The sequence below is a fragment of the Serinibacter salmoneus genome (assembly GCF_002563925.1).
Lineage (GTDB): Bacteria > Actinomycetota > Actinomycetes > Actinomycetales > Beutenbergiaceae > Serinibacter > Serinibacter salmoneus.
This window is the reverse complement of record NZ_PDJD01000001.1, coordinates 3,243,201-3,268,715: the sequence shown is the minus strand read 5'-3', so window position 1 is coordinate 3,268,715 and position 25,515 is coordinate 3,243,201. Positions and strand designations below refer to the sequence as shown.

The window sequence follows — 25,515 nt, the reverse complement described above, 5'->3', positions numbered from 1 at the left end:
GCGTGCGGCGCGGACGGTATCCGATCGCCTCACGCGGCTTCGGGTGCTGGACCCTCGGGCTGTGCCAGGCGAACGCGGCCCTCGGCGTCACCGCCACCCTCGCCGTCGCGCCCCGACCCGTGGCCCTCACCGGCCTGCCCCGCAGCCTGTCCGGTTCCGCGGAGGCCCGCGGTGCGCAGCCGGGTGGCGCCAGCGGCGCGCCGCAGGCCACCCTGCGGCCCTACGTCAGCGGCGACGACCCCCGGCTGATCAACTGGCGTGCTCCGCCCGGCAGGAGGAGGGGCTGTTGGTGCGCACACGGAGGCGGTGCAGGCGGACTCCGCCGCGGTGATCCTGGACTGCCGCAGCGGTGGCGAGGGTGAGAGGGCGGCCCGCAGCGCGTGGCCGAGGAGGGCCTGGAGCGGTGCGTCACCATGGCCGCCTCGTGCTCGTCCAACTCCTGGATCGCGGAGTGCTCACCGCGCTGGTGGACCAGGCCGGCACCGTGCTGGCCACCCCCGAGACCCCCGCCGAGGCCTGGCAGCGCTGGTGGACCTCACCGGTTCAGCCGCCGCGCCCCTCTCGCCCGAGGTGCCGGGACGGCCGGACCTGATCATCGCCGTGGCCGCCGTCCACACGGACGCCGACGCCATGGACTGGCGAACGCCGCCGGCAGGGCGCCACCTGCCTCGCCTTCCTGGCGCGGAGGGGCCGCCGCCGCGAGTGCTGAGCGCGCACGCGCCGTGCTCGCCTCCCACGGCTGGCACGTGACCGACCTCGGCGCCGACCCCGCCCTCGATTGGAACGCGGCGCGCCGCCGCGTGCCGGCCCTGTAGGCAGTCGGCATGTCCCGGACCGAGATGAGCGAGGCCACGGACTCGGCGCTGAGCGCCGCGGCCCGCGAGGCCATGCGCGGCGGTGCGCCGGGGGACCCCGGAGCGCTGATCGGGGGCCGCGCGGCAGCGCCGGCGGCCCGGCGGCTGGGGGGAGCGGCGCGGCGCCCGTCTCGCGATCGCCGTGGCGATCCACCTGCTCGCCGCCTCGCGTTGCTCGCCGCCGCGACCCTCCTGGAACCGGGCCTGGCGAACACCTCCTGGCTGCCGCCCTGGTCACCGCCGTCGCGATCATCCTCACCCTGGGGCTGACGGGCGTGATCGCCGCGTCGCTGCGCGGCGGGTCACGACCCTCGGGCGGTCGATCACTGGTCTCCCCGGGCGCGTGGCTGGGTCTCGGCCTGGTGCAGGTGGCAGCGCTCCTCGTCGTCGCCGGCCTCACCTCGGGTATCTGGGACCTGGCCGGGCGCGCGAGGCGTTCGTGGTGGCGTGGAACCAGATCGTCACCGGCCGTATCCCCGTGGAGCCCTCCCGCGAGCTGACCTGGCTGCTCGTGCTCGCGATCGGGAGCCTCGCCGTGCTCGCGGACCGGCTCGCCGACCGGGCGCCGCCCTGATCGCACTGCCGCTGCTGGTCCTGTTCATCGTGGCCGCCGTGCTCCTGGTCGAGCCGGTGGTGCTCAGCCGGTTCGCGGTGGCTGCCGCCGCGTACATCGCACTGCTCGGGCTCAGCGCCTCGCGAACGGCTCCGCCAGACGCGGGGCGGTGGCCGCCGTGGCGGGGGTGGGGGGCTGGCCATCGCGCGGCGGTGCTCACGGTCCCGCTCACCCCCGTCGGCACGCAGGGCCGCTACGACGCCTTCGCGCCACACCATCGGCGTCTCACCCTTCACGCAACTCGCGGGGCAACCTGCGCAGCGGGCGACTCCCAGTTGCTCCTGCAGATCGAGGGGCAGGAGACCCCGACTACGTGCGGGTGGCCGTGCTGGAGGAGTGGGTGGACGATGTCGGCTGGCGCCTGGGCGACCTGGCCGAGGGATCCGGCCCCGGTCATGGACGTGCCCCGTACCGTCACGCCCGGCGACTCCAACGGAGAGGTGACCCTGCTGCGGTTGACCGCGACCGACCACTCACCCCGCACCTGCCGGTCCCGGACAGCACGCAGGCCCTGGCGACCGAGGTCGAGGGCTGGGCCCACGACGAGAGCCTGCGATGTGGCACGCGAGCGACCCCCTCGATCCCGGGGCCTACCGGCTGGTGGTCACCGGCGAGCGCCCCTCGGCCGCGGCGCTCGCCGCGGACACCACGAGCCCCGACGAGGAGAACACCCGCCTGGATGCGGTGCACCCGCAGGTGGTGGCGCTCGCCGAACAGGTCACCGCGGGCGCGGAGACCGACTTCGCTCGCGCCCTGGCCCTGCCAGCAGTGGTTCACCGATACCGGCGGATTCACCTACAGCCTGTCCGTGGCCGATGGCTCCACCGGCAACCGCCTGTTGGACTTCCTGGAGCGCAAGGTGGGGTACTGCGAGCAGTACGCCAGCGCGATGGCGGTGATGCTCCGCAGCCTCGGGATCCCCGCCCGCGTGGTGGTGGGCTACTCCGCCGGGACCACGAACGCCGACGGCGTCACCGAGATCTACTCCACGAACGCGCACGCGTGGGTCGAGGTCGAGTTCGATGACGCGGGGTGGTCCGCTTCGACCCGACGCCCGCTGACGGCTCGAACCTGCGGCAACAGGGCTTCGGGCCCCGGGAGACCGTGCTGGGCCAGGGCCGGACCTCGGCCCCGGGAGCAACCCGGGGGAAGAGGGCCAGGAGGTACCCGACGTCGAGACCTCGGCGCCGGGAGACCGGCGCACCGGAACCGACCACGGATGCGAGTTCTGCGGCGCCGGACGAGCAGGCGGGGTCCGCAGCGCAGGATGAGCAGCAGGGGTCGGGCGAGCCTGCTGCCGTTGGTCGCCGCCATGCTGGGCGCGGCAATCCTGGCGCTCGCGCCCAATGCCGCGCGCGAGATGGTGCGTCGCCGCCGGCTGGTGCGCATGCGGGAGGCTGGGCCGGCCGCCGCGATGCGCAGGCGTGGGCGGAGATCGAGGCGCTCGCCTGGACCACGGGCTCGACCTGCCGGTGAACGGTTCCGTGCCGCAGATCGCCCACGAGGTCGCGACGGCGGCCCTGGCGGACCGGTGGACCCGGGCGAGCCTGGACGCCCCTCGTGGAGAGGCTGGAACGCGCCTGGTACGCCCCGGCCCCCGCCGGTGGGGCGCACGGGCAGGACGTGCGAGCGGCGGGCCCGGGAGCAGCCCGGAGCGGGAGGGAGGCGCTCCGGCGGCACCCGAGCGGTTCGCCGTCCTGCACCAGCACGCCCATGACGGCCCCGCAGGCAGCGAGAACGCCGAGCTCGTGGAGCGGCTGCGGGAGGGCCTGGTCGTGCACGCCCCGATCCGGCCCGCCGACCGGTGGTTCCCGCGCTCGATCCGGCCGCTCGCCTGGCGGTGAGCGGCCGGATGCTCAGCTCTGCTGCGTCACGGTGTAGGTGACGCTGGTTCCCTCGGAATCGGGCGCGTCGGCCGTCATGAGCGACACGGTGTAGCCGTTGCCCTCCATGACGGTCGCGGAGGCGTCCTCGGCCTGCCAACTGGAGATCTCCTCGAACCCGGCGGAGTCCATCTCGCCGCGCAGCGCCTCGGTGACCGTGACCGGGTCACCCGGCACCAGGTAGGTCAGCGACCAGTTGTCGCCACTGTCCACGGTGACGCTCGAGGAGAACTGCAACTCGCCGTCGGGCAGCGGATGTCGCTGGGGAAGTCCTCGGGCACCTCGGTGCCACCACCCCCGGACATGATGTTGTTGCCGTCCCCATCGGTGATGGCGAAGGAGTCGTCGTCGGTCTCGATATCGATGTTCTGCTCGTTGCCGTCCTCGTCGGTGACGGTGAGTGAACCGCCGTCACCGTCGAGGTCGAGGTTGACCTGGCCGCCGTCACCGGTGGGCAGGGAGATGCCGCTGCACGCGCTGAGCGTGAGGGCTGCGGCGAGGCCCGCGCCGGCGAGGCCGAGGCGGGCGCGCGAGGCGCGATGCGGGTGGGCGATGGAACTACGCCCGGTGGGGTCGTCGGTGTCCATGGCCAACAGGGTGGGGGATGGTGGCCGAGGCCGCACCTGGAGGGGTGGCAAAGCGGCGTCACGGGCGCGAGACGGCGCGAAACCGCCGGGAGGCCCCGGCCGTCACGGCCATGCGCGATCACGATTCGGGCTCAGGTCTTGACACACCGCTCTGGACTGCGCGAACATCAGGTCAATCGATTGACCCGGCGGACTTGACCGCCTCGGACCATCACGACGAAGTGAGGTGGGAGTGGACATGCGCGCCAAGTTGTCTGACGTCGCCGCGGCGGCGGGGGTCTCCACCTCGACCGTCTCCCTTGTCCTGAACGACCGCGCTCGCCGAATTCCCGCGGCCACCCGGGAGAAGGTGCGCCGGCCGCGGCCGAGGTCGGATACTCCCCGAACGCCCTGGCCCGCAGCCTGCGCACGCGGCGCACCCGGACCGTCGGCCTCCTCTCCGACCGGATCGCTACCACGCCGTACGCAGGTCGGCTGCTCTCTGGCGCCCAGGATGTCGCGCTGAGCAACGACCACCTGGTGGTCCTGGTCAACACGGACGGCGATCGGGAGATCGAGGTCGACGCCGTCGCCACCCTGGCCAGCCACCAGGTCGACGCCATGATCTATGCCGCGATGTGGCACCGGCTCGTCCCTGTTCCCGAAGGCTTGCCGCCGGGCACGGTGTTCCTCGACTGCCGACCCGAGGGCGGTGGCTTTCCCGCCGTGGTCCCGGACGATGAGCGCGGGGGTCGCGCCGCCACCGAGGTGCTGCTCGCCTCCGGTCACCGACGCATCGCCTATATCGACGCCGACGAGGAGGACCTTCCGATCGCGTCGGGGCTGCGGTTGGCGGGCTACCGCGCGGCGCTGCTGGAGGCCGGCATCACCCCCGACCCGGCGCTGCACGTGCGGGCGGAGGTGAACGCGGCCGGTGGCCGATCCGCTCTGGGACGTCTGATAGCGCTCCCGCCGCGGCAGCGCCCCACCGGCATCTTCTGCTTCAACGACCGCATCGCGAGCGGTGTCTACTCCGCGGCGCACCGTGCGGGACTGGAGATTCCGCGAGACCTGTCCGTCGTCGGATACGACGACCAACAGCTCATCGCGGCCGAACTCGATCCACCCCTGACCACCGTTGCCCTGCCTCACGAGGCGATGGGGCGATGGGCCACCGAGGTGGCGCTGGGGATCAGGGAGATCGAGAAGGACGGCGAGATCCACCGGATGGAGTGTCCGGTGGTGCTTCGCTCATCTGTGGGTCCACCGCTGACCTCCATCACGCCAGCCAGCGATGGACCCACCGCCACACCCAGCGGTCGCACAGGAGCGACCACCGAGGCAGTTCCCGGGTGGCAGCCCGGGAGCGAGGAAGGAACACCATGAGGAGAAACTCCCTCACCCTGATCGTATCCGGCGCACTCGCCACGACCCTGGGCCTGACCGCATGCGGTCAAGCCGGTCAAGGCGGATCCGAGGGCGACGAGGCGGCCGGAGGTGACGGTGGAGCCACCACGGTCACCATGTGGACCCACTCGGCGGGCAACCCGGCCGAACTCGAGGTCTACGAGCGCATCATCTCTGAGTTCAACGCCTCGCAGGACCAGTACGAGGTGGTGCAGGAGGCGTTCCCGCAGGGCGCCTACAACGACGCGGTGGTGGCCGCTGCCGCAGCCGGGGACCTGCCGTGCCTCATCGACATGGACGGCCCGATCGTCCCGAACTGGGCGTGGGCGGGCTACCTCCAGCCCCTGGACCTGCCGACGGAGATCACCGACGCCCTGCTGCCCTCCGCGGTCGGGGAGTACCAGGGCGAGATCTACAGCGCCGGGTACTGGGACGCCGCACTGTCCGTCTTTGCCCGCCAGTCCGTGCTGGAGGCCAACGACATCCGGATCCCCACCGTGCAGGATCCTTGGACGATCGAGGAGTTCACCTCGGCGCTGGAGACGCTGAAGGCCGCTGGCTATGAGACCCCGCTGGACATCGGGGCCGAGGACACGGGCGAGTGGTGGCCCTACGCCTACTCACCCTTCCTGCAGAGCGCCGGGGGCGACCTCATCGACCGGGACTCCATGCTCACGGCGGACGGAGCACTGAACTCCGAGGGCTCGGTAGCCGCCATGACCTGGTTCCAGGAGGCGTTCGAGAACGGACTCACCTCGGCCAACGGCACGATCGGAAACCAGGAATTCAACGACGACGCCGTCGCGCTGAGCTACACCGGCGTATGGAACGCCATGGACTCCCTCGAGGCCGTGGGTGAGGATCTGCTGATCCTTCCCCCGCCCGACTTCGGGAACGGGCCGGCGATCGGTGGCGGCTCCTGGCAGTGGGTATCAGCGCCGACTGCCCCGCTGCAGACGGCGCGCGGGCCTACCTGGAGTTCTCCTTCGCCGACGAGTACATCACCGAGTTCGCCGACAACCAGGTGGTCATCCCCGCAACGGCCACGGCGGCCGAGGCCTCGCAGCTGTTCGGCCCCGACGGTGACCTGCGGCCGTTCGTGGAACTGTCCGAGAACTTCGCGATCGTTCGTCCGGAGACACCGGCCTATCCCGTGATCTCCTCCTCCTTCGAGAAGGCCGCGAAGGACATCATGAACGGTGCCGACGTCAACGACGCGCTCGACGGCGCCGTCACGGAGATTGACGCCAACATCTCCTCCAACGACGGGTACGGCTTCTAGAAGACCTTGCGCAGGTGGGCGGGCCGATCGGCCCGCCCACCTCGTGAGGCATGCCCGGGAGGTATGTATGACAACTCAGAAGACACCGGTGGTCGATGGCCGGGCCAGGGGTAGACGAATCAAGGGTCGGGCCAGCGGGCGCAGGTACGAAGCGCGATGGGGCGCGGGGATGGCCACCCCGGCGGTGGTGCTCCTGGTGCTGTTCCTGATCGTTCCGGTGGTGTTGGCGTTCGTGCTCTCGTTCACGAACGCGCGGCTGGTCTCCCCGAACCCGCCGCGGTTCGTGGGACTGGACAACTTCATCCGAGCCTTCACCCAGGACCCGGTGTTCACCCGATCTGCACTCAACACCGCGATCTTCGCGGCCGTGGTCGTGCCCGTGCAGGCAGGGTTCGCGCTGTTCCTGGCGATCCTGGTCAACCAGAAGATCCGTGGAGTCGTGGCCTTCCGCGTGATCTTCTTCATCCCGGTCGTGACCTCCATCGTGGTGGTCTCGATCCTGTGGAAGTTCATGTACCAGGACGACGGCCTCATCAACAACGCGATCGACACCCTGACGTTCGGCGCGTGGAGCGGGACGGCGTGGTTGCAGAATCCGTCCACCGCGCTCGGCGCGATCATCGTGCTGTCGATCTGGCAGGCCGTCGGCTTCCACATGCTGATCTGGCTCTCGGGGTTGCAGACCATCCCCGAGGAGCTCTACGAGGCCGCCCGGATGGACGGTGCGGGCACCTGGCAACAGTTCGGTGCAATCGTCAACGAGGCCTCCGGCCACGGATGAACACCCATGGCGTGTGAACCGACCGCCGATGGGGGGGCGCCGGGGGCGCGGAGGGGGGGGGTGTGATCGATCCTCGTGGGGCACCAGGTCGCAGGCCCGGCCAGGTGACGTTGACGAACTGTTGCCAGGTGCCCGCACCGTCCATCCGGGCGGCCTCGTAGAGCTCCTCGGGGATGGTCTGCAACCCCGAGAGCCAGATCAGCATGTGGAAGCCGACGGCCTGCCAGATCGACAGCACGATGATCGCGCCGAGCGCGGTGGACGGATTCTGCAACCACGCCGTCCCGCTCCACGCGCCGAACGTCAGGGTGTCGATCGCGTTGTTGATGAGGCCGTCGTCCTGGTACATGAACTTCCACAGGATCGAGACCACCACGATGGAGGTCACGACCGGGATGAAGAAGATCACGCGGAAGGCCACGACTCCACGGATCTTCTGGTTGACCAGGATCGCCAGGAACAGCGCGAACCCTGCCTGCACGGGCACGACCACGGCCGCGAAGATCGCGGTGTTGAGTGCAGATCGGGTGAACACCGGGTCCTGGGTGAAGGCTCGGATGAAGTTGTCCAGTCCCACGAACCGCGGCGGGTTCGGGAGACCAGCCGCGCGTTCGTGAACGAGAGCACGAACGCCAACACCACCGGAACGATCAGGAACAGCACCAGGAGCACCACCGCCGGGGTGGCCATCCCCGCGCCCCATCGCGCTTCGTACCTGCGCCCGCTGGCCCGACCCTTGATTCGTCTACCCCTGGCCCGGCCATCGACCACCGGTGTCTTCTGAGTTGTCATACATACCTCCCGGGCATGCCTCACGAGGTGGGCGGGCCGATCGGCCCGCCCACCTGCGCAAGGTCTTCTAGAAGCCGTACCCGTCGTTGGAGGAGATGTTGGCGTCAATCTCCGTGACGGCGCCGTCGAGCGCGTCGTTGACGTCGGCACCGTTCATGATGTCCTTCGCGGCCTTCTCGAAGGAGGAGGAGATCACGGGATAGGCCGGTGTCTCCGGACGAACGATCGCGAAGTTCTCGGACAGTTCCACGAACGGCCGCAGGTCACCGTCGGGGCCGAACAGCTGCGAGGCCTCGGCCGCCGTGGCCGTTGCGGGGATGACCACCTGGTTGTCGGCGAACTCGGTGATGTACTCGTCGGCGAAGGAGAACTCCAGGTAGGCCCGCGCGCCGTCTGCAGCGGGGCAGTCGGCGCTGATACCCCACTGCCAGGAGCCGCCACCGATCGCCGGCCCGTTCCCGAAGTCGGGCGGGGAAGGATCAGCAGATCCTCACCCACGGCCTCGAGGGAGTCCATGGCGTTCCATACGCCGGTGTAGCTCAGCGCGACGGCGTCGTCGTTGAATTCCTGGTTTCCGATCGTGCCGTTGGCCGAGGTGAGTCCGTTCTCGAACGCCTCCTGGAACCAGGTCATGGCGGCTACCGAGCCCTCGGAGTTCAGTGCTCCGTCCGCCGTGAGCATGGAGTCCCGGTCGATGAGGTCGCCCCCGGCGCTCTGCAGGAAGGGTGAGTAGGCGTAGGGCCACCACTCGCCCGTGTCCTCGGCCCCGATGTCCAGCGGGGTCTCATAGCCAGCGGCCTTCAGCGTCTCCAGCGCCGAGGTGAACTCCTCGATCGTCCAAGGATCCTGCACGGTGGGGATCCGGATGTCGTTGGCCTCCAGCACGGACTGGCGGGCAAAGACGGACAGTGCGGCGTCCCAGTACCCGGCGCTGTAGATCTCGCCCTGGTACTCCCCGACCGCGGAGGGCAGCAGGGCGTCGGTGATCTCCGTCGGCAGGTCCAGGGGCTGGAGGTAGCCCGCCCACGCCCAGTTCGGGACGATCGGGCCGTCCATGTCGATGAGGCACGGCAGGTCCCCGGCTGCGGCAGCGGCCACCACCGCGTCGTTGTAGGCGCCCTGCGGGAACGCCTCCTGCACCACCTCGTACTGGTCCTGCGAGGCGTTGAACTCAGAGATGATGCGCTCGTAGACCTCGAGTTCGGCCGGGTTGCCCGCCGAGTGGGTCCACATGGTGACCGTGGTGGCTCCACCGTCACCTCCGGCCGCCTCGTCGCCCTCGGATCCGCCTTGACCGGCTTGACCGCATGCGGTCAGGCCCAGGGTCGTGGCGAGTGCGCCGGATACGATCAGGGTGAGGGAGTTTCTCCTCATGGTGTTCCTTCCTCGCTCCCGGGCTGCCACCCGGGAACTGCCTCGGTGGTCGCTCCTGTGCGACCGCTGGGTGTGGCGGTGGGTCCATCGCTGGCTGGCGTGATGGAGGTCAGCGGTGGACCCACAGATGAGCGAAGCACCACCGGACACTCCATCCGGTGGATCTCGCCGTCCTTCTCGATCTCCCTGATCCCCAGCGCCACCTCGGTGGCCCATCGCCCCATCGCCTCGTGAGGCAGGGCAACGGTGGTCAGGGGTGGATCGAGTTCGGCCGCGATGAGCTGTTGGTCGTCGTATCCGACGACGGACAGGTCTCGCGGAATCTCCAGTCCCGCACGGTGCGCCGCGGAGTAGACACCGCTCGCGATGCGGTCGTTGAAGCAGAAGATGCCGGTGGGGCGCTGCCGCGGCGGGAGCGCTATCAGACGTCCCAGAGCGGATCGGCCACCGGCCGCGTTCACCTCCGCCCGCACGTGCAGCGCCGGGTCGGGGGTGATGCCGGCCTCCAGCAGCGCCGCGCGGTAGCCCGCCAACCGCAGCCCCGACGCGATCGGAAGGTCCTCCTCGTCGGCGTCGATATAGGCGATGCGTCGGTGACCGGAGGCGAGCAGCACCTCGGTGGCGGCGCGACCCCCGCGCTCATCGTCCGGGACCACGGCGGGAAAGCCACCGCCCTCGGGTCGGCAGTCGAGGAACACCGTGCCCGGCGGCAAGCCTTCGGGAACAGGGACGAGCCGGTGCCACATCGCGGCATAGATCATGGCGTCGACCTGGTGGCTGGCCAGGGTGGCGACGGCGTCGACCTCGATCTCCCGATCGCCGTCCGTGTTGACCAGGACCACCAGGTGGTCGTTGCTCAGCGCGACATCCTGGGCGCCAGAGAGCAGCCGACCTGCGTACGGCGTGGTAGCGATCCGGTCGGAGAGGAGGCCGACGGTCCGGGTGCGCCGCGTGCGCAGGCTGCGGGCCAGGGCGTTCGGGGAGTATCCGACCTCGGCCGCGGCCCGGCGCACCTTCTCCCGGGTGGCCGCGGGAATTCGGCGAGCGCGGTCGTTCAGGACAAGGGAGACGGTCGAGGTGGAGACCCCCGCCGCCGCGGCGACGTCAGACAACTTGGCGCGCATGTCCACTCCCACCTCACTTCGTCGTGATGGTCCGAGGCGGTCAAGTCCGCCGGGTCAATCGATTGACCTGATGTTCGCGCAGTCCAGAGCGGTGTGTCAAGACCTGAGCCCGAATCGTGATCGCGCATGGCCGTGACGGCCGGGGCCTCCCGGCGGTTTCGCGCCGTCTCGCGCCCGTGACGCCGCTTTGCCACCCCTCCAGGTGCGGCCTCGGCCACCATCCCCCACCCTGTTGGCCATGGACACCGACGACCCCACCGGGCGTAGTTCCATCGCCCACCCGCATCGCGCCTCGCGCGCCCGCCTCGGCCTCGCCGGCGCGGGCCTCGCCGCAGCCCTCACGCTCAGCGCGTGCAGCGGCATCTCCCTGCCCACCGGTGACGGCGGCCAGGTCAACCTCGACCTCGACGGTGACGGCGGTTCACTCACCGTCACCGACGAGGACGGCAACGAGCAGAACATCGATATCGAGACCGACGACGACTCCTTCGCCATCACCGATGGGGACGGCAACAACATCATGTCCGGGGGTGGTGGCACCGAGGTGCCCGAGGACTTCCCCAGCGACATCCCGCTGCCCGACGGCGAGTTGCAGTTCTCCTCGAGCGTCACCGTGGACAGTGGCGACAACTGGTCGCTGACCTACCTGGTGCCGGGTGACCCGGTCACGGTCACCGAGGCGCTGCGCGGCGAGATGGACTCCGCCGGGTTCGAGGAGATCTCCAGTTGGCAGGCCGAGGACGCCTCCGCGACCGTCATGGAGGGCAACGGCTACACCGTGTCGCTCATGACGGCCGACGCGCCCGATTCCGAGGGAACCAGCGTCACCTACACCGTGACGCAGCAGAGCTGAGCATCCGGCCGCTCACCGCCAGGCGAGCGGCCGGATCGAGCGCGGGAACCACCGGTCGGCGGGCCGGATCGGGGCGTGCACGACCAGGCCCTCCCGCAGCCGCTCCACGAGCTCGGCGTTCTCGCTGCCTGCGGGGCCGTCATGGGCGTGCTGGTGCAGGACGGCGAACCGCTCGGGTGCCGCCGGAGCGCCTCCCTCCCGCTCCCGGGCTGCTCCCGGGCCCGCCGCTCGCACGTCCTGCCCGTGCGCCCCACCGGCGGGGGCCGGGGCGTACCAGGCGCGTTCCAGCCTCTCCACGAGGGCGTCCAGGCTCGCCCGGGTCCACCGGTCCGCCAGGGCCGCCGTCGCGACCTCGTGGGCGATCTGCGGCACGGAACCGTTCACCGGCAGGTCGAGCCCGTGGTCCAGGGCGAGCGCCTCGATCTCCGCCCACGCCTGCGCATCGGCGGCGGCCGGCCCAGCCTCCCGCATGCGCACCAGCCGGCGGCGACGCACCATCTCGCGCGCGGCATTGGGCGCGAGCGCCAGGATTGCCGCGCCCAGCATGGCGGCGACCAACGGCAGCAGGCTCGCCCGACCCTGCTGCTCATCCTGCGCTGCGGACCCCGCCTGCTCGTCCGGCGCCGCAGAACTCGCATCCGTGGTCGGTTCCGGTGCGCCGGTCTCCGGCGCCGAGGTCTCGACGTCGGGTACCTCCTGGCCCTCTTCCCCCGGGTTGCTCCCGGGGCCGAGGTCCGGCCCCTGGCCCAGCACGGTCTCCCGGGGCCCGAAGCCCTGTTGCCGCAGGTTCGAGCCGTCAGCGGGCGTCGGGTCGAAGCGGACCCACCCCGCGTCATCGAACTCGACCTCGACCCACGCGTGCGCGTTCGTGGAGTAGATCTCGGTGACGCCGTCGGCGTTCGTGGTCCCGGCGGAGTAGCCCACCACCACGCGGGCGGGGATCCCGAGGCTGCGGAGCATCACCGCCATCGCGCTGGCGTACTGCTCGCAGTACCCCACCTTGCGCTCCAGGAAGTCCAACAGGCGGTTGCCGGTGGAGCCATCGGCCACGGACAGGCTGTAGGTGAATCCGCCGGTATCGGTGAACCACTGCTGCAGGGCCAGGGCGCGAGCGAAGTCGGTCTCCGCGCCCGCGGTGACCTGTTCGGCGAGCGCCACCACCTGCGGGTGCACCGCATCCAGGCGGGTGTTCTCCTCGTCGGGGCTCGTGGTGTCCGCGGCGAGCGCCGCGGCCGAGGGGCGCTCGCCGGTGACCACCAGCCGGTAGGCCCCGGGATCGAGGGGGTCGCTCGCGTGCCACATCCGCAGGCTCTCGTCGTGGGCCCAGCCCTCGACCTCGGTCGCCAGGGCCTGCGTGCTGTCCGGGACCGGCAGGTGCGGGGTGAGGTGGTCGGTCGCGGTCAACCGCAGCAGGGTCACCTCTCCGTTGGAGTCGCCGGGCGTGACGGTACGGGGCACGTCCATGACCGGGGCCGGATCCTCGGCCAGGTCGCCCAGGCGCCAGCCGACATCGTCCACCCACTCCTCCAGCACGGCCACCCGCACGTAGTCGGGGGTCTCCTGCCCCTCGATCTGCAGGAGCAACTGGGAGTCGCCGCTGCGCAGGTTGCCCGCGAGTTGCGTGAAGGGTGAGACGCCGATGGTGTCGGCGCCGAAGGCGTCGTAGCGGCCCTGCGTGCCGACGGGGGTGAGCGGGACCGTGAGCACCGCCGCGCCGATGGCCAGCGCCCCCACCCCCGCCACGGCGGCCACCGCCCCGCGTCTGGCGGAGCCGTTCCGCGAGGCGCTGAGCCCGAGCAGTGCGATGTACGCGGCGGCAGCCACCGCGAACCGGCTGAGCACCACCGGCTCGACCAGGAGCACGGCGGCCACGATGAACAGGACCAGCAGCGGCAGTGCGATCAGGGCGGGCGCCCGGTCGGCGAGCCGGTCCGCGAGCACGGCGAGGCTCCCGATCGCGAGCACGAGCAGCCAGGTCAGCTCGCGGGAGGGCTCCACGGGGATACGGCCGGTGACGATCTGGTTCCACGCCACCACGAACGCCTCGCGCGCCCCGGCCAGGTCCCAGATACCCGAGGTGAGGCCGGCGACGACGAGGAGCGCTGCCACCTGCACCAGGCCGAGACCCAGCCACGCGCCCGGGGAGACCAGTGATCGACCGCCCGAGGGTCGTGACCCGCCGCGCAGCGACGCGGCGATCACGCCCGTCAGCCCCAGGGTGAGGATGATCGCGACGGCGGTGACCAGGGGCGGCAGCCAGGAGGTGTTCGCCAGGCCCGGTTCCAGGAGGGTCGCGGCGGCGAGCAACGCGAGGGCGGCGAGCAGGTGGATCGCCACGGCGATCGCGAGACGGGCGCCGCGCCGCTCCCCCCAGCCGCCGGGGCCGCCGGCGCTGCCGCGCGGCCCCCGATCAGCGCTCCGGGGTCCCCCGGGCGCACCGCCGCGCATGGCCTCGCGGGCCGCGGCGCTCAGCGCCGAGTCCGTGGCCTCGCTCATCTCGGTCCGGGACATGCCGACTGCCTACAGGGCCGGCACGCGGCGGCGCGCCGCGTTCCAATCGAGGGCGGGGTCGGCGCCGAGGTCGGTCACGTGCCAGCCGTGGGAGGCGAGCACGGCGCGTGCGCGCTCAGCACTCGCGGCGGCGGCCGCCTCCGCGCCCAGGAAGGCGAGGCAGGTGGCGCCCTGCCGGCGGGCGTTCGCCAGTCCCATGGCGTCGGCGTCCGTGTGGACGGCGGCCACGGCGATGATCAGGTCCGGCCGTCCCGGCACCTCGGGCGAGAGGGGCGCGGCGGCTGAACCGGTGAGGTCCACCAGCGCTGCCAGGGCCTCGGCGGGGGTCTCGGGGGTGGCCAGCACGGTGCCGGCCTGGTCCACCAGCGCGGTGAGCACTCCGCGATCCAGGAGTTGGACGAGCACCGAGGCGGCCATGGTGACGCACCGCTCCAGGCCCTCCTCGGCCACGCCGCTGCGGGCCGCCCTCTCACCCTCGCCACCGCTGCGGCAGTCCAGGATCACCGCGGCGGAGTCCGCCTGCACCGCCTCCGGTGTGCGCACCAACAGCCCCTCCTCCTGCCGGGCGGAGGCACGCCAGTTGATCAGCCGGGGGTCGTCGCCGCTGACGTAGGGCCGCAGGGTGGCCTGCGGCGCGCCGCTGGCGCCACCCGGCTGCGCACCGCGGGCCTCCGCGGAACCGGACAGGCTGCGGGGCAGGCCGGTGAGGGCCACGGGTCGGGGCGCGACGGCGAGGGTGGCGGTGACGCCGAGGGCCGCGTTCGCCTGGCACAGCCCGAGCGGGTCCAGCACCCGAAGCCGCGGTGAGGCGATCGGATACCGTCCGCGCCGCACGCCCTGAAGGGGGATGGTGATCACCTCGGCACGCCCGGGGACCAGGGATCCGCGCGCGTGGCGGCTCGCCCGCGTGATCCCGGGAACCGCGGGCAGCACCACGTCCAGGGTGCCGCTGCGCCGTCGGGCCGTGTTGCGCAGGTCGAGGTGCAGCAGCCCACGCTCCCCCGCCTGGAGCACCTCGGGTTCGAGGCGGTAGGCGGCGGCGAAGGAGGGGCGGGAGGTGAAGGTGGCGAGCCACGCCAGCGGTGGCAGCAGCAGGGCGACCACCGCGGGCAGCAGCAGGTCACGTTCGTCGAAGAGGAGGCCGAGGGCCGCCAGGCCGCACCCGACGGCGAGCATCACCCAGCCACGCGCCGTGAACGTGCGCCGCACCCGTCGCCGGGCCGCCTGACTCGAGGGCGCGGTGGCGGCTGCGCGCACCGGGTCGCGCACCGGGGCCGGCGCCGTGGTCACCGCGGCGCACCCCGCGGGATGGCAACGTGCGCGAGGATCTCCGAGATCACGTCCTGGCTGGTGGCGCCGGCACCGAGCGACCCGGTGTGACCGGCGGGGGTCAGCACCAGTCGGTGGGCCAGCACGGGAGCCGCCAGGGCGACCACGTCGCTCGGGGTGACGTGATCGCGGCCGTGCAGCGCCGCGCGGGCACGCGCGGCGCGGGAGAGGTGCAGGGCGGCGCGCGGTGAGGCCCCGAGCCGCACACCGGGGGCGGTCCGGGTGGAGCGCACCACCGCGACCAGGTAGTCGCGCACCAGGGGGGCGAGGTGGACGCGGCGGACGGCGGCGATGACCTCGCGCACCGTGGCGGCATCGGTCACGGGGCGCAGGTCGCGCAGCGGGTCGCTGGCCTCGCGGTCCAGCAGCATCGCCGACTCGGCGGCCGCATCGGGGTAGCCGATGGCGGTGCGCGCGAGGAAACGGTCACGCTGCGCCTCCGGAAGCGGGTAGGTGCCCTCCATCTCGACCGGGTTCTGGGTCGCCAGCACCAGGAAGGGCTCGGCCAGCGGGTGGGTGGCACCGTCCACGGAGACCTGCTGCTCCTCCATCGCCTCCAGGAGAGCCGACTGGGTCTTCGGTGAGGCCCGGTTGATCTCGTCCGCCACCACGATGGAGGCGAACACGGGCCCGGGGCGGAACTCGAACGCGCCGGTGGCGCGGTTGTAGATGCTCACCCCGGTCACATCGCTCGGCATGAGGTCCGGGGTGAACTGGATCCGGGAGGTCGCCACCCCGAGCGCACGCGCAAGGGCCTTCGCGAGGCTGGTCTTCCCGGTGCCGGGGAGGTCCTCGATGAGCAGGTGCCCCTCGCTGAGCAGGCAGACCAGCGCGAGGTCGATCACCTCGTCCTTGCCCACCAACACCGTGCCCACGGCCTGCGCGATCGCGTCACCGACCTCGCGCACGGCCTGCGGCGGGTATCCGGTGGCTCCCTCGACGCCGGAGGTGTTCCTCATGCCACGAGTCTGTCACAGCGCGGGCCCGCCACTCGGTGGAATCGAGAGGTGGCGGGCTCGCGTGCGCAGGGTGTGCGTGGGCGTTGCCGGCGTGGGCGTTGCCGGCGTGGCGCCGTTCAGACCGCGGTCGGGGCCGGGCAGACGCCGCTGGTGGTGGTCGGTAGCAGTCCCGGCCAGTAGTACCGCTCGAATCCGCCACTGGTCGGGGTGACGAGCCGGGTGGCCAGGGACTGCGTACCGTAGCCCGACGCGGTGGCCATGAGCGTCAGCCACTCCGGCTTCACCTCGTCCCCGATGCGCAGGTAGCCCCAGGTGCCGTGGTAGCCCATGAGCTGCCCACCACACGTGGTGTTCGCGCCGTTCGCGCCCCCGTCCAGGGCGATCGTCCCGTTGACGTCCGTCACCAGAGTGATCGAGTAGTCGCTCCCGGAGCCTTGCATCGCCGACCACGCCGCCGCGGCCGAGAGGCAGGGGTTACGCACGAAGCTCATGTTCTTCTTGCCACGGTCGCTCCCGGTGATCGAGAACGTCACGGCGACGCCCGCCTGCGGCACGCCCGAGGGATCAGCAACCGTGACGCGGAACCCGTCCGCGATCCATCCGAGGTACTGCTTCTGGTCGCCCTGCTGGGCCCCGGGGGTCGCACAGCTCCCCGAGAGGGTCGGCGCGGTGGAAGCCATGGCCGCGGGTGCCACCGCGCTCGTGACGGCGACCACAGGCACCGACCATACCGCACCTCGAAGCAGGCCACGGCGCACTATCGCACTGCTGTTCGACTTGTTGGCGGGCGTGCTTGAACCCTGGACGTTGCTCATGATGAGCCCCCACTCGCTCGATACGGAGCCGGACCGCGTGCCCGGCCGATGAAGCGTGAACCAACGCTTCACAGCCCGTCAAAGGGCGCGGCAAAATCAGTTCGCTCGGATGCGGGTGAATCGTGCCACACCACGCACACCCCGCCCCTCGGCGGTGCGGCGCTCGCCGTTCGCGAGGCGGAACAGACCACAGATCCCTAACCTGGTGAGAGACCTACTCATGCCCACCCGGGCCGGCGCCCCTGCGCAGGCCCGTCGAGACCAGCAAGGACGACCATGCCGCGACGCACCTGGAGCAAGGTCCTCCCGCCGGAGGCCGCCGAGCGGGAGGCCGCCGGGCTGCGCTGGCTGGCCGCCGCCCAGGGCAGCGGCGGAGCCGCGGTGGTCACCGTGGTTGCGCTGGAGGGTCCGCGTCTGGTGCTCGAGCGCCTCACCCGCGCCCACCCGCAGCCCCTTCATGCCCGCGAGTTCGGACGCGCTCTGGCCCGCACCCATGCGGCGGGTGCCCTCACCTGGGGGATGGCACCCCCGGGCACCCGTGGGGACGGCGTGATCGGTGCCGCGCGCCTGGCCACGCCGACCCATCCGGAGGCGCCTGACGCGCCCCGACACTGGGGCGAGTTCTACGCCACCTACCGTCTGCTGCCGCATCTGCGCAACGCCGTCGGCCGCGACAGCGTCAGCCCGCAGGGGGCGCGAGCGGTGGAGGAAGTCTGCGCCCTGCTCGTGGACGGGGCGATGAACCATCCGCAGCCACAACTCCTCGAGCCCGACACCCCGGCACGAGTGCACGGCGACCTGTGGTCGGGGAACGTGATGTGGACCGAGACCGGGTGCGTGCTCATCGACCCGGCCGCGCACGGTGGCCACGCCGAGACGGACCTGGCGATGCTCGCACTGTTCGGCCTGCCCTACCTGCAGGACGTGCTCGCCGGGTACCAGGAGGTCTCCCCCCTGGCCCCGGGGTGGCAGGACCGGGTGCACCTGCATCAACTGCATCCCCTGCTCGTGCACGCTGAGCTCTTCGGCGGTTGGTACGGGGACCAGGCAGTCGCTGCCGCACGAGCCTGCACCTGAGCACGCCCCCCGAGACGCGAGGATCGGATGGTGGCCGTATCGTGGCCAGCGTGGGAGAACCGAGCCGGTCCGCACCGTTCGACGCGATCGCGGCCGAACTGCGCGGGATGCGACTTGCGGCCGGGGACCCCTCGTTCGGAGAGATCACGGCGCGCATCGCTCGGCTGCGGGGCGAGCGCGGCTCCTCGGCCTGGGGTGCCCGGCCCGGCCGTGTCACGGTGTACGACGCCTTCCGCGACGGCAGGCGGCGCGTGGACCCCGAACTGGTGGCCGACATCACGCTCGCGCTGGGGTTTCCCGAGCGCGAGCAGGACCTGCGGTCGATGTGTGTGGCGGCAGCGGGCGGGCGTGCACGCAGCACCGCTCGGCCCGACATCACCCTCCTGGAGCCTGCCGAGGTCCCCGAACCGCTGATCGGACGCGCCGCCGACCTCGACCACGCCCGCGACCTGCTCACCCGCACGGCAGGGCCGCGCCGACTCCTGATCACCGGGATGCCCGGCGTGGGCAAGTCGGCCTTCGCGCTCCGCCTCGCCGAGGAGACGGCGCGCGAGGCAGGCGCCCAGGTGGTCCGGGTGTCGCTGCGCACCGCCTCCGGAGACGAGGGCACGGAGGCGACCGATCCCGCTGTCCTGCTGCGCCAACTGCGCGACCACGTGGCGGACATGCCACGTGACCGTGGCCTGGTGGTGGTGCTGGACGACGCGACCGACCGCGCGGGACTCGCCCGATTCGCGATGGGCCTGAAGCCGACCACCACCCTCATCGCCACTTCCCGGCGCCGTCTGGCCGATGCGATGACCACGATGGACCTCCCACCGCTGACCACGCAGGCCGCGTGCGAGCTCCTGGCACGACAGATCGACGCCGCCGGCTCCCCCGTGCAGCGCGACCCGGGGATCGTGGAGGCGATCGCGGCGCACTGCGGAGGGCTCCCGCTGGCTGTGGCTGTGGTGGCCGGGCAGATCGCCGCGCGGCCCGGGTGGCTCCTGTCGGATCACCTGCGGCGGCTGGAGGCGATCGACGGGGGCCTGGCACCCGCCCTGGAGGAGGTCCTCGACTCACTCGAGCATGCCCCCGAGCACGTCCTGAGCCTGCTCGCGATCCACCCGGGACCGCTGACAGCCGGGGAGGTGGCGGTCTCGCTGCGCCGAGACCTCACGCCGGAGCAGGTCGATGCCGCGCTCGGCGTCCTGCGCCTGGAGAACCTCGTGCACCAGGAGGACTCCGGCACGCTGGTGCTGCACGACGTCGTGCGCGCCGTGGCCGCCGACCGTGCGGTTGATCGCTTCCCCGCCTCCCAGCGCACCCGGGAGGCCCAGGCCCTCGCCAGCAGCCTCGCGCAGCGCCTGATCACAGCCATCGGGCGGGCGGAGTTGACCAGCCCGCCGGATCCGGTCCTGGAGGCGCTGTTCCCGCCCACGGCGCCGGAGGGCTCCTGGGAGGCGCAGGCCGTACCCCCCGACCCTCAGGGGTGCCGCACCTGGCTGGCGGAGCACATCGCCCTGGCGGTCACCACCGCACAGGTCGCCGCCGACGAGGGCCTGGAACAGGAGGTCACGGCGCTGGCGGCGAGCGGGATGCGGTACCTGCTGTGGCGGCGTGAACCCGTGGACGCCTACCGCATCGCGCGCACCGCCATGCACCATGGCGCGCCGCAGTCGCGGATGTACTTCACCCTCGAGACCAGCGGGATCGCCGCAGCCCTGAACCTGCTGGACGAGGCGGACGCGATGCTGGCCACCGTGGCCGCGGAGGGTGACCTCGCGATGCGGATCGAGGCCACGGCCCAGCGCGCCCTCAACGAGATGTGGAAGCGCCACCTGCCCACCGGCATCGAGTTCGCGCGGACCGCACTGGCCGAGGCGCAGACGGCGGGCCTGACGGTGATCAGGCAGTCGATCGCCAGCCACCTCATGCGCGCCCTGGTGCTGTCGGGGGATCCACGTGCGGCGCTCGCGGTGCACGAGGAGGTGTTCGGGTCCATCGACGCGCCCGGCGGCTACCACGGGGTGGTGTCCACCATCGCGCTCGCCGAGGCGCACGTCGAGTTGGCCGAGACCGAGCTCGCTCTGGCTGCGCTCGACGCCGCACAGGCCATGGGGGACGGCGGGGCCTTCCCGGCCGAGAGCGCCGCGACGCTGCGGCACCGCCTGCGTGCGTTGCAGGGTCAGGACAGCTCGCGTGAGCTGGAGGCATTCGGGCAGGGCGCGGCGAACGAGTCACTCGGGGTGATGGCGCAGGTCGCGCAGGCGACCACCGATCGGATCGCGGCACGCTCCGGCGCGGCGGTGGACCTCGCCCGCCGGGCGTTGGCCGCGGATCCACCCGAGAACATGAACCCGTTCCGGGTGAGTGCCAACGCGCTGGCGTTCGCCCTGGTGCTCGCCGAGGGCGGCGACCCGGCCGGCGCCCGCGCGGTGGCGCAGCAGGCCACCAGGGACGCCCGTGAGCACGGTGTGCACCTCGTGGCCGCCTACGGCGACGCCGTGCTCGGCCTGTGCGCGGCACTCGAGGGCGATCCTTGCGCACACGAGTTGCTGCGCGCCGTGCTGGACGAGGACGCCGCGAGCCCCCTGCTGCGCGGATGGGTCGCTCATCACCTCGATCCCACCTCCCCGCCCGCGGTGATGAGGGCCCTCGTCGTGCCGTGACGGGCTGACCCGCGAGCGGGTCACGTTCCCGCGCGGCGCGCGCGGCCTACGCTGGCACCATGGTCATGGCGACGCCGCCGCAGAGCCTGGACGACATCGCCCTCGCGCTGCGCACCATGCGCGCTGAGGCGGGGGACCCGTCGTTCGGGGAGATCGCCGCGCGCATCGCGCGGCTGCGCTCGGCGCGTCCCGGTGCGCGCTTCATCCGCCGACCGGGCAAGGTGACCGTCTACGACGCCTTCCGCGACGGCAGACGACGGATCGACCCCGACCTCGTCGCCGACATCGCCATCGTGCTGGGATTCCCGGAGCGTGAGCGAGACCTGCGGGAGTTGCACCGTGCGGTGCTCGGCGGCCTGGCCACCGCCACGGCGCGGCCGGAGTTCACGGCGCTGAACCCCGAGTCCCTCACGGTCATCGGACGCCGCCGGGAGCGTGACAGCGCGCGCGACCTGTTGATGCCCGAGGAAGGTGGGCCGCGGCATCTCCTCATCACCGGGATGCCCGGGGTCGGCAAGTCGGCCCTGGCCCGCGCGGTCGCAGCCGACGCGGCGCTGGCCCGCCCCCGCGCGCGGGTCCTCTCGATCGGGCTGCGCACGGCCTCCGGTGATGCCTGCATCACCGCGGCCTCCCCGAGTGCGGTGCTCACCGAGCTCACGCGCGTGATCGCCACGCGCCCGGGCCCCGGGCTGCGCGCCGAGGCCACCGACCTCGTCCTGATCGTGGAGGATGTGACCAGCCCCGAGAACATCACCGCATTCGTCTCCGGGCTCCCCCCGGGCGCCACAGTGATCACGACCTCCCGCCGGCGGATCGAGCCACCTCACGGATTCGCTCTGCTGGAGCTCGGCCCGATGATCCTCCAGGATGCCTGCGACATGCTCGCCACGCTCACGGACGGGAACTACGCCCCCACCGACCCCGCCCGTGCCCGCGCGGACCTGGCCCTGCTGGCCGAGGCCTGCGGTCGCCTCCCGCTCGCGATCACGGTGCTCGCCGGTCAGATCGCGGCACGCCCCACCTGGTACCTCAGCGACCACCTGCGCCGCCTCGAGGCCACCGAGGCCGGGCTCGTCCCTGCCCTCGAGGACGTCTACGACGCCTTGGGACCTCCAGCGCGCAGCGTCCTCAGCTTCCTCGCGCTCCATCCCGGTCCGCTCACCCCCGCGGAACTGCACATCGCCCTGACCGACACGATCGGAGCGCTGGAGGTCGACCGGTCGGTGGCCGTCCTGGTGCGTGAGAACCTCCTCACCCCGCGTCCCGACGACGTCCTCGAACTCCATGACATCGTGCGCGCCACCGTCGCCGACCGAGCCGCCGACGACATTCCCTCCTCCCGACGCCGACGTGAGATCGAGACCCTGGCGACCGTCCTCACCCAGCGGTTCGCCACCGCCACCGAACGCGCCCGCGTCCGGGTCACCGTGAACCCCACCATCGATTCCTGGGTCCCCGCACCCGACCCGGCCGAGGACGCGGTCCCACGCGGGCGGCGGGCGAGCCAGGACTGGCTCGATGCCCAGGTCCCCGTGGCCATCACGACGCTGCAGGCCGCGGCCGACGTGAACGCCCCGGATGCGGTCTCTCGGCTGGCGCTGTCGATGCTGCACTACCTGCGATGGAGTTCCCGGCGGCTGGATGCCTACCTCGCGTGTTCCACGGCGATGACCCACGGCCGCCGTGAGCTGTGGGGATACTTCGCGATGCAGACGGCGCAACTGCTCGAGGCGACCGACCGATCGGTGCAGGCCGAGGAGCTCTACGCCGAGGTGGCGGCTCGGGGCGGACCGCGGGAACGGATCGAGGCGCAGACCAATCTCGCCGTCACACACCTGTGGGAACGGGACATGAGCGAGGGACTCGACCTCACGCGCGCGGCCATCCGGGCCATCGAGTCGCTCGGCCCCGACCACGGCGACGCCAGTCGTACCGAGTACCAGAGCCTCACCATCTCCGTGATGCGGGCGCTGCTCGTGACCGGTCGTCTACCCGAAGCACTCCAGGCCCATCAGAGGATTCCCGTCTCCGAGGACCCCTGCGATCGCAGGATGACCGTGATCGCCAGGACCCGACTCGCGGAGATCCACCTCGAACTGGCCGACGCGGACCTCACGAACGCCACCCTCGACTCCGCCGCCACCCTCGGCGACGCGGGGTATGAGACCTCGGACGCGATCACGCAGAACCGGCACCGCCTGCGCGCGATCCAAGGCCTGGACGGCAGCGACCTGGTCGCCACCCTCGTGCAGGCCGATCGTGGTGATGCGCGATCGGTCCTCGGTGTCGTCACGCGTGCGACCGCGGCACGTATGGCCGGGGATCACGCCCGGGCGGTGGACCTCGCCGAGCGCGCGCTCGGAGCCCGGACGGCGACCCCGATCGGGATCTGGCGCTGGAGTGCGGCCCAGCTCAACTGCGCGCTGGTCCTCGCGGAGGCGGGCGAGGTGAGCCGCGCAGACGACCTGGCCCGGAAGGCGACCGAGGAGGTGCGGCGTTTCGGCGCCGATCTCATCGTCGCCTACGGTCGGGCCGTGCTCGGCTACCTCGGTTCGCTCGCGGGGGATGCGGACGCACCCGCGGCGATGCGGGAGGTCCTGGCCGATCCCGCGGCGAGTCCGCTGCTACGAGGCTGGGTCGCTCACCGGCTCGACCCCACCGGGCCCGAGCCGCTCATGCGTCACCTCGTGGTCCCGTAGCCCGCGCCGCGCCCGGCACCCGGCACCCGCCGGTCAGTCAGCCCTCGCCCTCGGGCCCCCGGCGTCGCATCCTCTCCCACTCCTCATCGGCGGCGGACTGCTCGCCACGCGCCTCGTCCTGCCGGGCACGTTCGGCCAGCACCTCATCGCCCGGCCCGGCGAACATCGCACGCCGGTCCTCGTCGCCGTCCTCCCCGGCGAACAGCCCCGGGCCGCGGGGGGCGTTCTCCCCCTCCCCCGGCACGGGCGCCGACCGGCGGGCAGCCTTCGCATCGCGCGCGTTGCGCTCGCTCTCGGAGGAGGTCTCGATGCGCAGGCGGGGCAGTCCGCCACGATCGAACTGCTGCAACCAGGTGACCATCCCTTCCCGGATCGTCACGCGCAGGTCCCACAGCAGGCCCGAGTCCTGCGCACTGACCAGCACCCGCACCGTCATGGAACTCCCGGTCGCCTCGGTCACGGAGAGCCCGCCCACGCGACCGTCCCACAGGTCCGTGGCCGCGAGCTGGCGGTCGAGCTCGGCGCGCATCTCGGCGATCGGCACCGAGAAGTCCACGGACAACTCGACCGTGCCCAGCAGTTCGGTCTGCCGACGGGTCCAGTTCTCGAACGGCTTGGTGGTGAAGTAGGTGGAGGGAAGCACGAGTCGGCGGTCGTCCCACACCTGCACCACCACGTAGGTCAGGGTGATCTCCTCGATCCGGCCCCACTCGCCCTCCACGACCACCACGTCGCCCACGCGGATCGCGTCGGAGAAGGCGATCTGCATGCCGGCGAACACCGCGCCGAGCGAGGTCTGCGCGGCGAGGCCCGCCACGATCGACATCACACCGGCGGAGGCGAACAGCGTCGCCCCGAGATCGGCGAAGGTCGGGAACGTCATCAGGGCCGCCGCGACGGCGAGGATCACCACGATCGCGATCGCCAGTCGGCGCAGGACCACGATCTGGGTGCGCATCCTGCGGCGGTGGCGGTCCGCCTCGGGTAGTTCGGTATCACCGCCGCCGTAGCGCTTCATGAAGCGCCGCTCGAGCACCAGGATCACCCGGATCGCCAGCCACGCGAGGGTCGCGATGAGAACGATGAGGAGCAGCTGATCGACCCAGCCCCGCCACCGTTCCTCCTCGTCCGCGGTGCGGTTGACCGCGATGAACGCGCCGATGACCATCAGCGTGGCGCGGACCGGGGCGCGGGTGAGGGAGGACAGGTCGCGGATGAGGTCGCTGCGGCCACCGATCCGCCGCACCACCCAGGACAGCACGATGCCCAGGACGTAGGCGATGGCGACGGCCCCGGCGACCCAGCCGAGGGTCACCGCGAGATTGGTGGCGGACTCGATCTCGGTCTCGAGGTCGGGTTCGTCAGACATGGTCTCTTCCTGATCGGGGGCGGGTCTCCTCGACGCTACGGCACACGGCTGGGAGATTCCGAACGAACGCGGCGTGGATCACGCACCGTGCAGGGATCCGGTGCGTGCTGCGTGGCGATGGTGTGAAGACCCGCTCTTCCGGTCGGTCCCGACGATCTGCGCACCCCCTCTTGACACGCAGAGCGTCGGGACCGACCGGGCCGGACATCGACCCCCCGGACGACGTCCGAACTGCCTCGGCGGTGATGTCCGGCGTCGAACCGAGGCCTGCTGGCGTCAACCCCCCGATTGCCACCAGCGCACTACGAGGTTCGACGCCGGACACCATCCCCGCGGGCAGCGGGTGCAAGAACTGACACTGTCCCGTTCTTGCATGACCTACTCTGACGGCAGGTGTTCGGGAAGGTCACGCTCTCCGAACAACCCCGAACACGCGTCTCACTGGGTGAGACAAACGGGTTCGCCGACTCGTCGACTACGCGAAGGGGCCGGGGGCACAGCCACTCCGCCGGACTCCGGCGAGCCGACGAACCCTTGCACCGGTCCGGTGCGGTATCCACCCTGCCGAACCGC

Annotated in this window: 24 protein-coding genes and 2 pseudogenes; 15 read left to right on the top strand and 11 right to left on the bottom strand. The window is 71.8% G+C overall.

The genetic code is table 11. The annotated features are described in order from the left end of the window. From ATL40_RS15280 to ATL40_RS15525, 6 genes and pseudogenes are all read left to right on the top strand, one after another. Positions 1–362, top strand: a pseudogene (locus tag ATL40_RS15280) (hypothetical protein); the annotation flags it as partial. Between the two features lie 41 nt (positions 363–403). Further along, positions 404–592, top strand: a complete 189-nt coding sequence (locus ATL40_RS14890) for a hypothetical protein (RefSeq protein WP_143557013.1) — start codon at positions 404–406, stop codon at positions 590–592. 232 nt (positions 593–824) lie between these two features. After that, complete coding sequence (locus tag ATL40_RS14885; RefSeq protein ID WP_143557012.1) at positions 825–1,124, top strand: hypothetical protein; 300 nt, start codon at positions 825–827, stop codon at positions 1,122–1,124. Positions 1,125–1,296: 172 nt separating this feature from the next. Continuing rightward, on the top strand, positions 1,297–1,428 hold the full coding sequence (locus ATL40_RS15620; RefSeq protein ID WP_281254909.1) for a hypothetical protein: 132 nt from the start codon (positions 1,297–1,299) through the stop codon (positions 1,426–1,428). A 718-nt stretch (positions 1,429–2,146) separates the two neighbouring features. Next, positions 2,147–2,494, top strand: a pseudogene (locus ATL40_RS15715) (transglutaminase-like domain-containing protein); the annotation flags it as partial. 397 nt (positions 2,495–2,891) lie between these two features. Continuing rightward, positions 2,892–3,311: a hypothetical protein gene (locus tag ATL40_RS15525; RefSeq protein ID WP_245867176.1), complete on the top strand. Its 420-nt coding sequence runs from the start codon at positions 2,892–2,894 to the stop codon at positions 3,309–3,311. Positions 3,312–3,323: 12 nt separating this feature from the next. Here the strand turns inward: ATL40_RS15525 and ATL40_RS14580 are convergent, their stop codons facing one another. Next, a complete protein-coding gene (locus ATL40_RS14580) occupies positions 3,324–3,563 on the bottom strand; it encodes a hypothetical protein (RefSeq protein WP_098470174.1) in 240 nt (79 codons plus the stop codon). After that, complete coding sequence (locus ATL40_RS14575) at positions 3,536–3,937, bottom strand: hypothetical protein (RefSeq protein ID WP_098470173.1); 402 nt, start codon at positions 3,935–3,937, stop codon at positions 3,536–3,538. The genes ATL40_RS14580 and ATL40_RS14575 overlap by 28 nt, the downstream gene beginning before the upstream one ends. 238 nt (positions 3,938–4,175) lie before the next feature. Between ATL40_RS14575 and ATL40_RS15520 the strand changes: the two genes are divergently transcribed. From ATL40_RS15520 to ATL40_RS14560, 5 genes are all read left to right on the top strand, one after another. After that, entirely contained in the window at positions 4,176–4,442 is a 267-nt protein-coding gene (locus ATL40_RS15520; RefSeq protein WP_245867174.1) for a LacI family DNA-binding transcriptional regulator, read from the top strand. Next, on the top strand, positions 4,328–5,302 hold the full coding sequence (locus tag ATL40_RS14570) for a substrate-binding domain-containing protein (RefSeq protein WP_342747633.1): 975 nt from the start codon (positions 4,328–4,330) through the stop codon (positions 5,300–5,302). The genes ATL40_RS15520 and ATL40_RS14570 overlap by 115 nt, the downstream gene beginning before the upstream one ends. Beyond that, the gene (locus tag ATL40_RS14565) at positions 5,299–6,480 is read left to right on the top strand and encodes an ABC transporter substrate-binding protein (RefSeq protein ID WP_245867173.1); all 1,182 of its coding nucleotides are present in this window, start codon (positions 5,299–5,301) and stop codon (positions 6,478–6,480) included. Before ATL40_RS14570 ends, ATL40_RS14565 begins: the two co-directional genes overlap by 4 nt. Next, the gene (locus tag ATL40_RS15615; protein WP_281254908.1) at positions 6,477–6,605 is read left to right on the top strand and encodes a hypothetical protein; all 129 of its coding nucleotides are present in this window, start codon (positions 6,477–6,479) and stop codon (positions 6,603–6,605) included. Before ATL40_RS14565 ends, ATL40_RS15615 begins: the two co-directional genes overlap by 4 nt. Before the next feature lie 169 nt (positions 6,606–6,774). Further along, positions 6,775–7,386, top strand: a complete 612-nt coding sequence (locus ATL40_RS14560; RefSeq protein ID WP_245867171.1) for a carbohydrate ABC transporter permease — start codon at positions 6,775–6,777, stop codon at positions 7,384–7,386. Here the strand turns inward: ATL40_RS14560 and ATL40_RS14555 are convergent. From ATL40_RS14555 to ATL40_RS14545, 4 genes are all read right to left on the bottom strand, one after another. Continuing rightward, a complete protein-coding gene (locus tag ATL40_RS14555; RefSeq protein WP_245867169.1) occupies positions 7,361–7,963 on the bottom strand; it encodes a carbohydrate ABC transporter permease in 603 nt (200 codons plus the stop codon). The genes ATL40_RS14560 and ATL40_RS14555 overlap by 26 nt on opposite strands. A gap of 282 nt (positions 7,964–8,245) precedes the next feature. Next, positions 8,246–8,374, bottom strand: a complete 129-nt coding sequence (locus ATL40_RS15610) for a hypothetical protein (protein WP_281254908.1) — start codon at positions 8,372–8,374, stop codon at positions 8,246–8,248. Further along, positions 8,371–9,552, bottom strand: a complete 1,182-nt coding sequence (locus ATL40_RS14550; protein ID WP_245867167.1) for an ABC transporter substrate-binding protein — start codon at positions 9,550–9,552, stop codon at positions 8,371–8,373. Before ATL40_RS14550 ends, ATL40_RS15610 begins: the two co-directional genes overlap by 4 nt. Continuing rightward, on the bottom strand, positions 9,549–10,676 hold the full coding sequence (locus ATL40_RS14545) for a LacI family DNA-binding transcriptional regulator (protein ID WP_098470176.1): 1,128 nt from the start codon (positions 10,674–10,676) through the stop codon (positions 9,549–9,551). The genes ATL40_RS14550 and ATL40_RS14545 overlap by 4 nt, the downstream gene beginning before the upstream one ends. A gap of 238 nt (positions 10,677–10,914) precedes the next feature. On the opposite strand from ATL40_RS14545, the gene ATL40_RS14540 reads away from it, so the two are divergent. Continuing rightward, complete coding sequence (locus ATL40_RS14540) at positions 10,915–11,529, top strand: hypothetical protein (protein WP_098467735.1); 615 nt, start codon at positions 10,915–10,917, stop codon at positions 11,527–11,529. A 12-nt stretch (positions 11,530–11,541) separates the two neighbouring features. Here the strand turns inward: ATL40_RS14540 and ATL40_RS14535 are convergent, their stop codons facing one another. From ATL40_RS14535 to ATL40_RS14520, 4 genes are all read right to left on the bottom strand, one after another. Then, positions 11,542–14,040, bottom strand: a complete 2,499-nt coding sequence (locus ATL40_RS14535; protein ID WP_098467734.1) for a transglutaminase TgpA family protein — start codon at positions 14,038–14,040, stop codon at positions 11,542–11,544. 9 nt (positions 14,041–14,049) lie between these two features. Beyond that, positions 14,050–15,330, bottom strand: coding sequence for a DUF58 domain-containing protein (locus tag ATL40_RS14530; RefSeq protein ID WP_098467733.1), 1,281 nt, complete (start codon positions 15,328–15,330; stop codon positions 14,050–14,052). After that, positions 15,327–16,328, bottom strand: a complete 1,002-nt coding sequence (locus ATL40_RS14525; protein WP_098467732.1) for an AAA family ATPase — start codon at positions 16,326–16,328, stop codon at positions 15,327–15,329. The genes ATL40_RS14530 and ATL40_RS14525 overlap by 4 nt, the downstream gene beginning before the upstream one ends. A gap of 116 nt (positions 16,329–16,444) precedes the next feature. Further along, positions 16,445–17,044, bottom strand: coding sequence for a hypothetical protein (locus tag ATL40_RS14520; protein ID WP_098467731.1), 600 nt, complete (start codon positions 17,042–17,044; stop codon positions 16,445–16,447). Between the two features lie 375 nt (positions 17,045–17,419). On the opposite strand from ATL40_RS14520, the gene ATL40_RS14515 reads away from it, so the two are divergent. From ATL40_RS14515 to ATL40_RS14505, 3 genes are read left to right on the top strand one after another with little or no spacing between them, the layout of a single operon-like run. Continuing rightward, the gene (locus ATL40_RS14515; RefSeq protein WP_098467730.1) at positions 17,420–18,220 is read left to right on the top strand and encodes a fructosamine kinase family protein; all 801 of its coding nucleotides are present in this window, start codon (positions 17,420–17,422) and stop codon (positions 18,218–18,220) included. Between the two features lie 50 nt (positions 18,221–18,270). Next, positions 18,271–20,874, top strand: coding sequence for a hypothetical protein (locus tag ATL40_RS14510; protein WP_143556806.1), 2,604 nt, complete (start codon positions 18,271–18,273; stop codon positions 20,872–20,874). Between the two features lie 59 nt (positions 20,875–20,933). Continuing rightward, positions 20,934–23,573, top strand: a complete 2,640-nt coding sequence (locus ATL40_RS14505; RefSeq protein ID WP_098470172.1) for an AAA family ATPase — start codon at positions 20,934–20,936, stop codon at positions 23,571–23,573. A 37-nt stretch (positions 23,574–23,610) separates the two neighbouring features. Here ATL40_RS14505 and ATL40_RS14500 read toward each other — a convergent pair whose 3' ends face one another. Then, the gene (locus ATL40_RS14500; RefSeq protein ID WP_098470171.1) at positions 23,611–24,942 is read right to left on the bottom strand and encodes a mechanosensitive ion channel family protein; all 1,332 of its coding nucleotides are present in this window, start codon (positions 24,940–24,942) and stop codon (positions 23,611–23,613) included. Between the last annotated feature and the right edge of the window lie 573 nt (positions 24,943–25,515).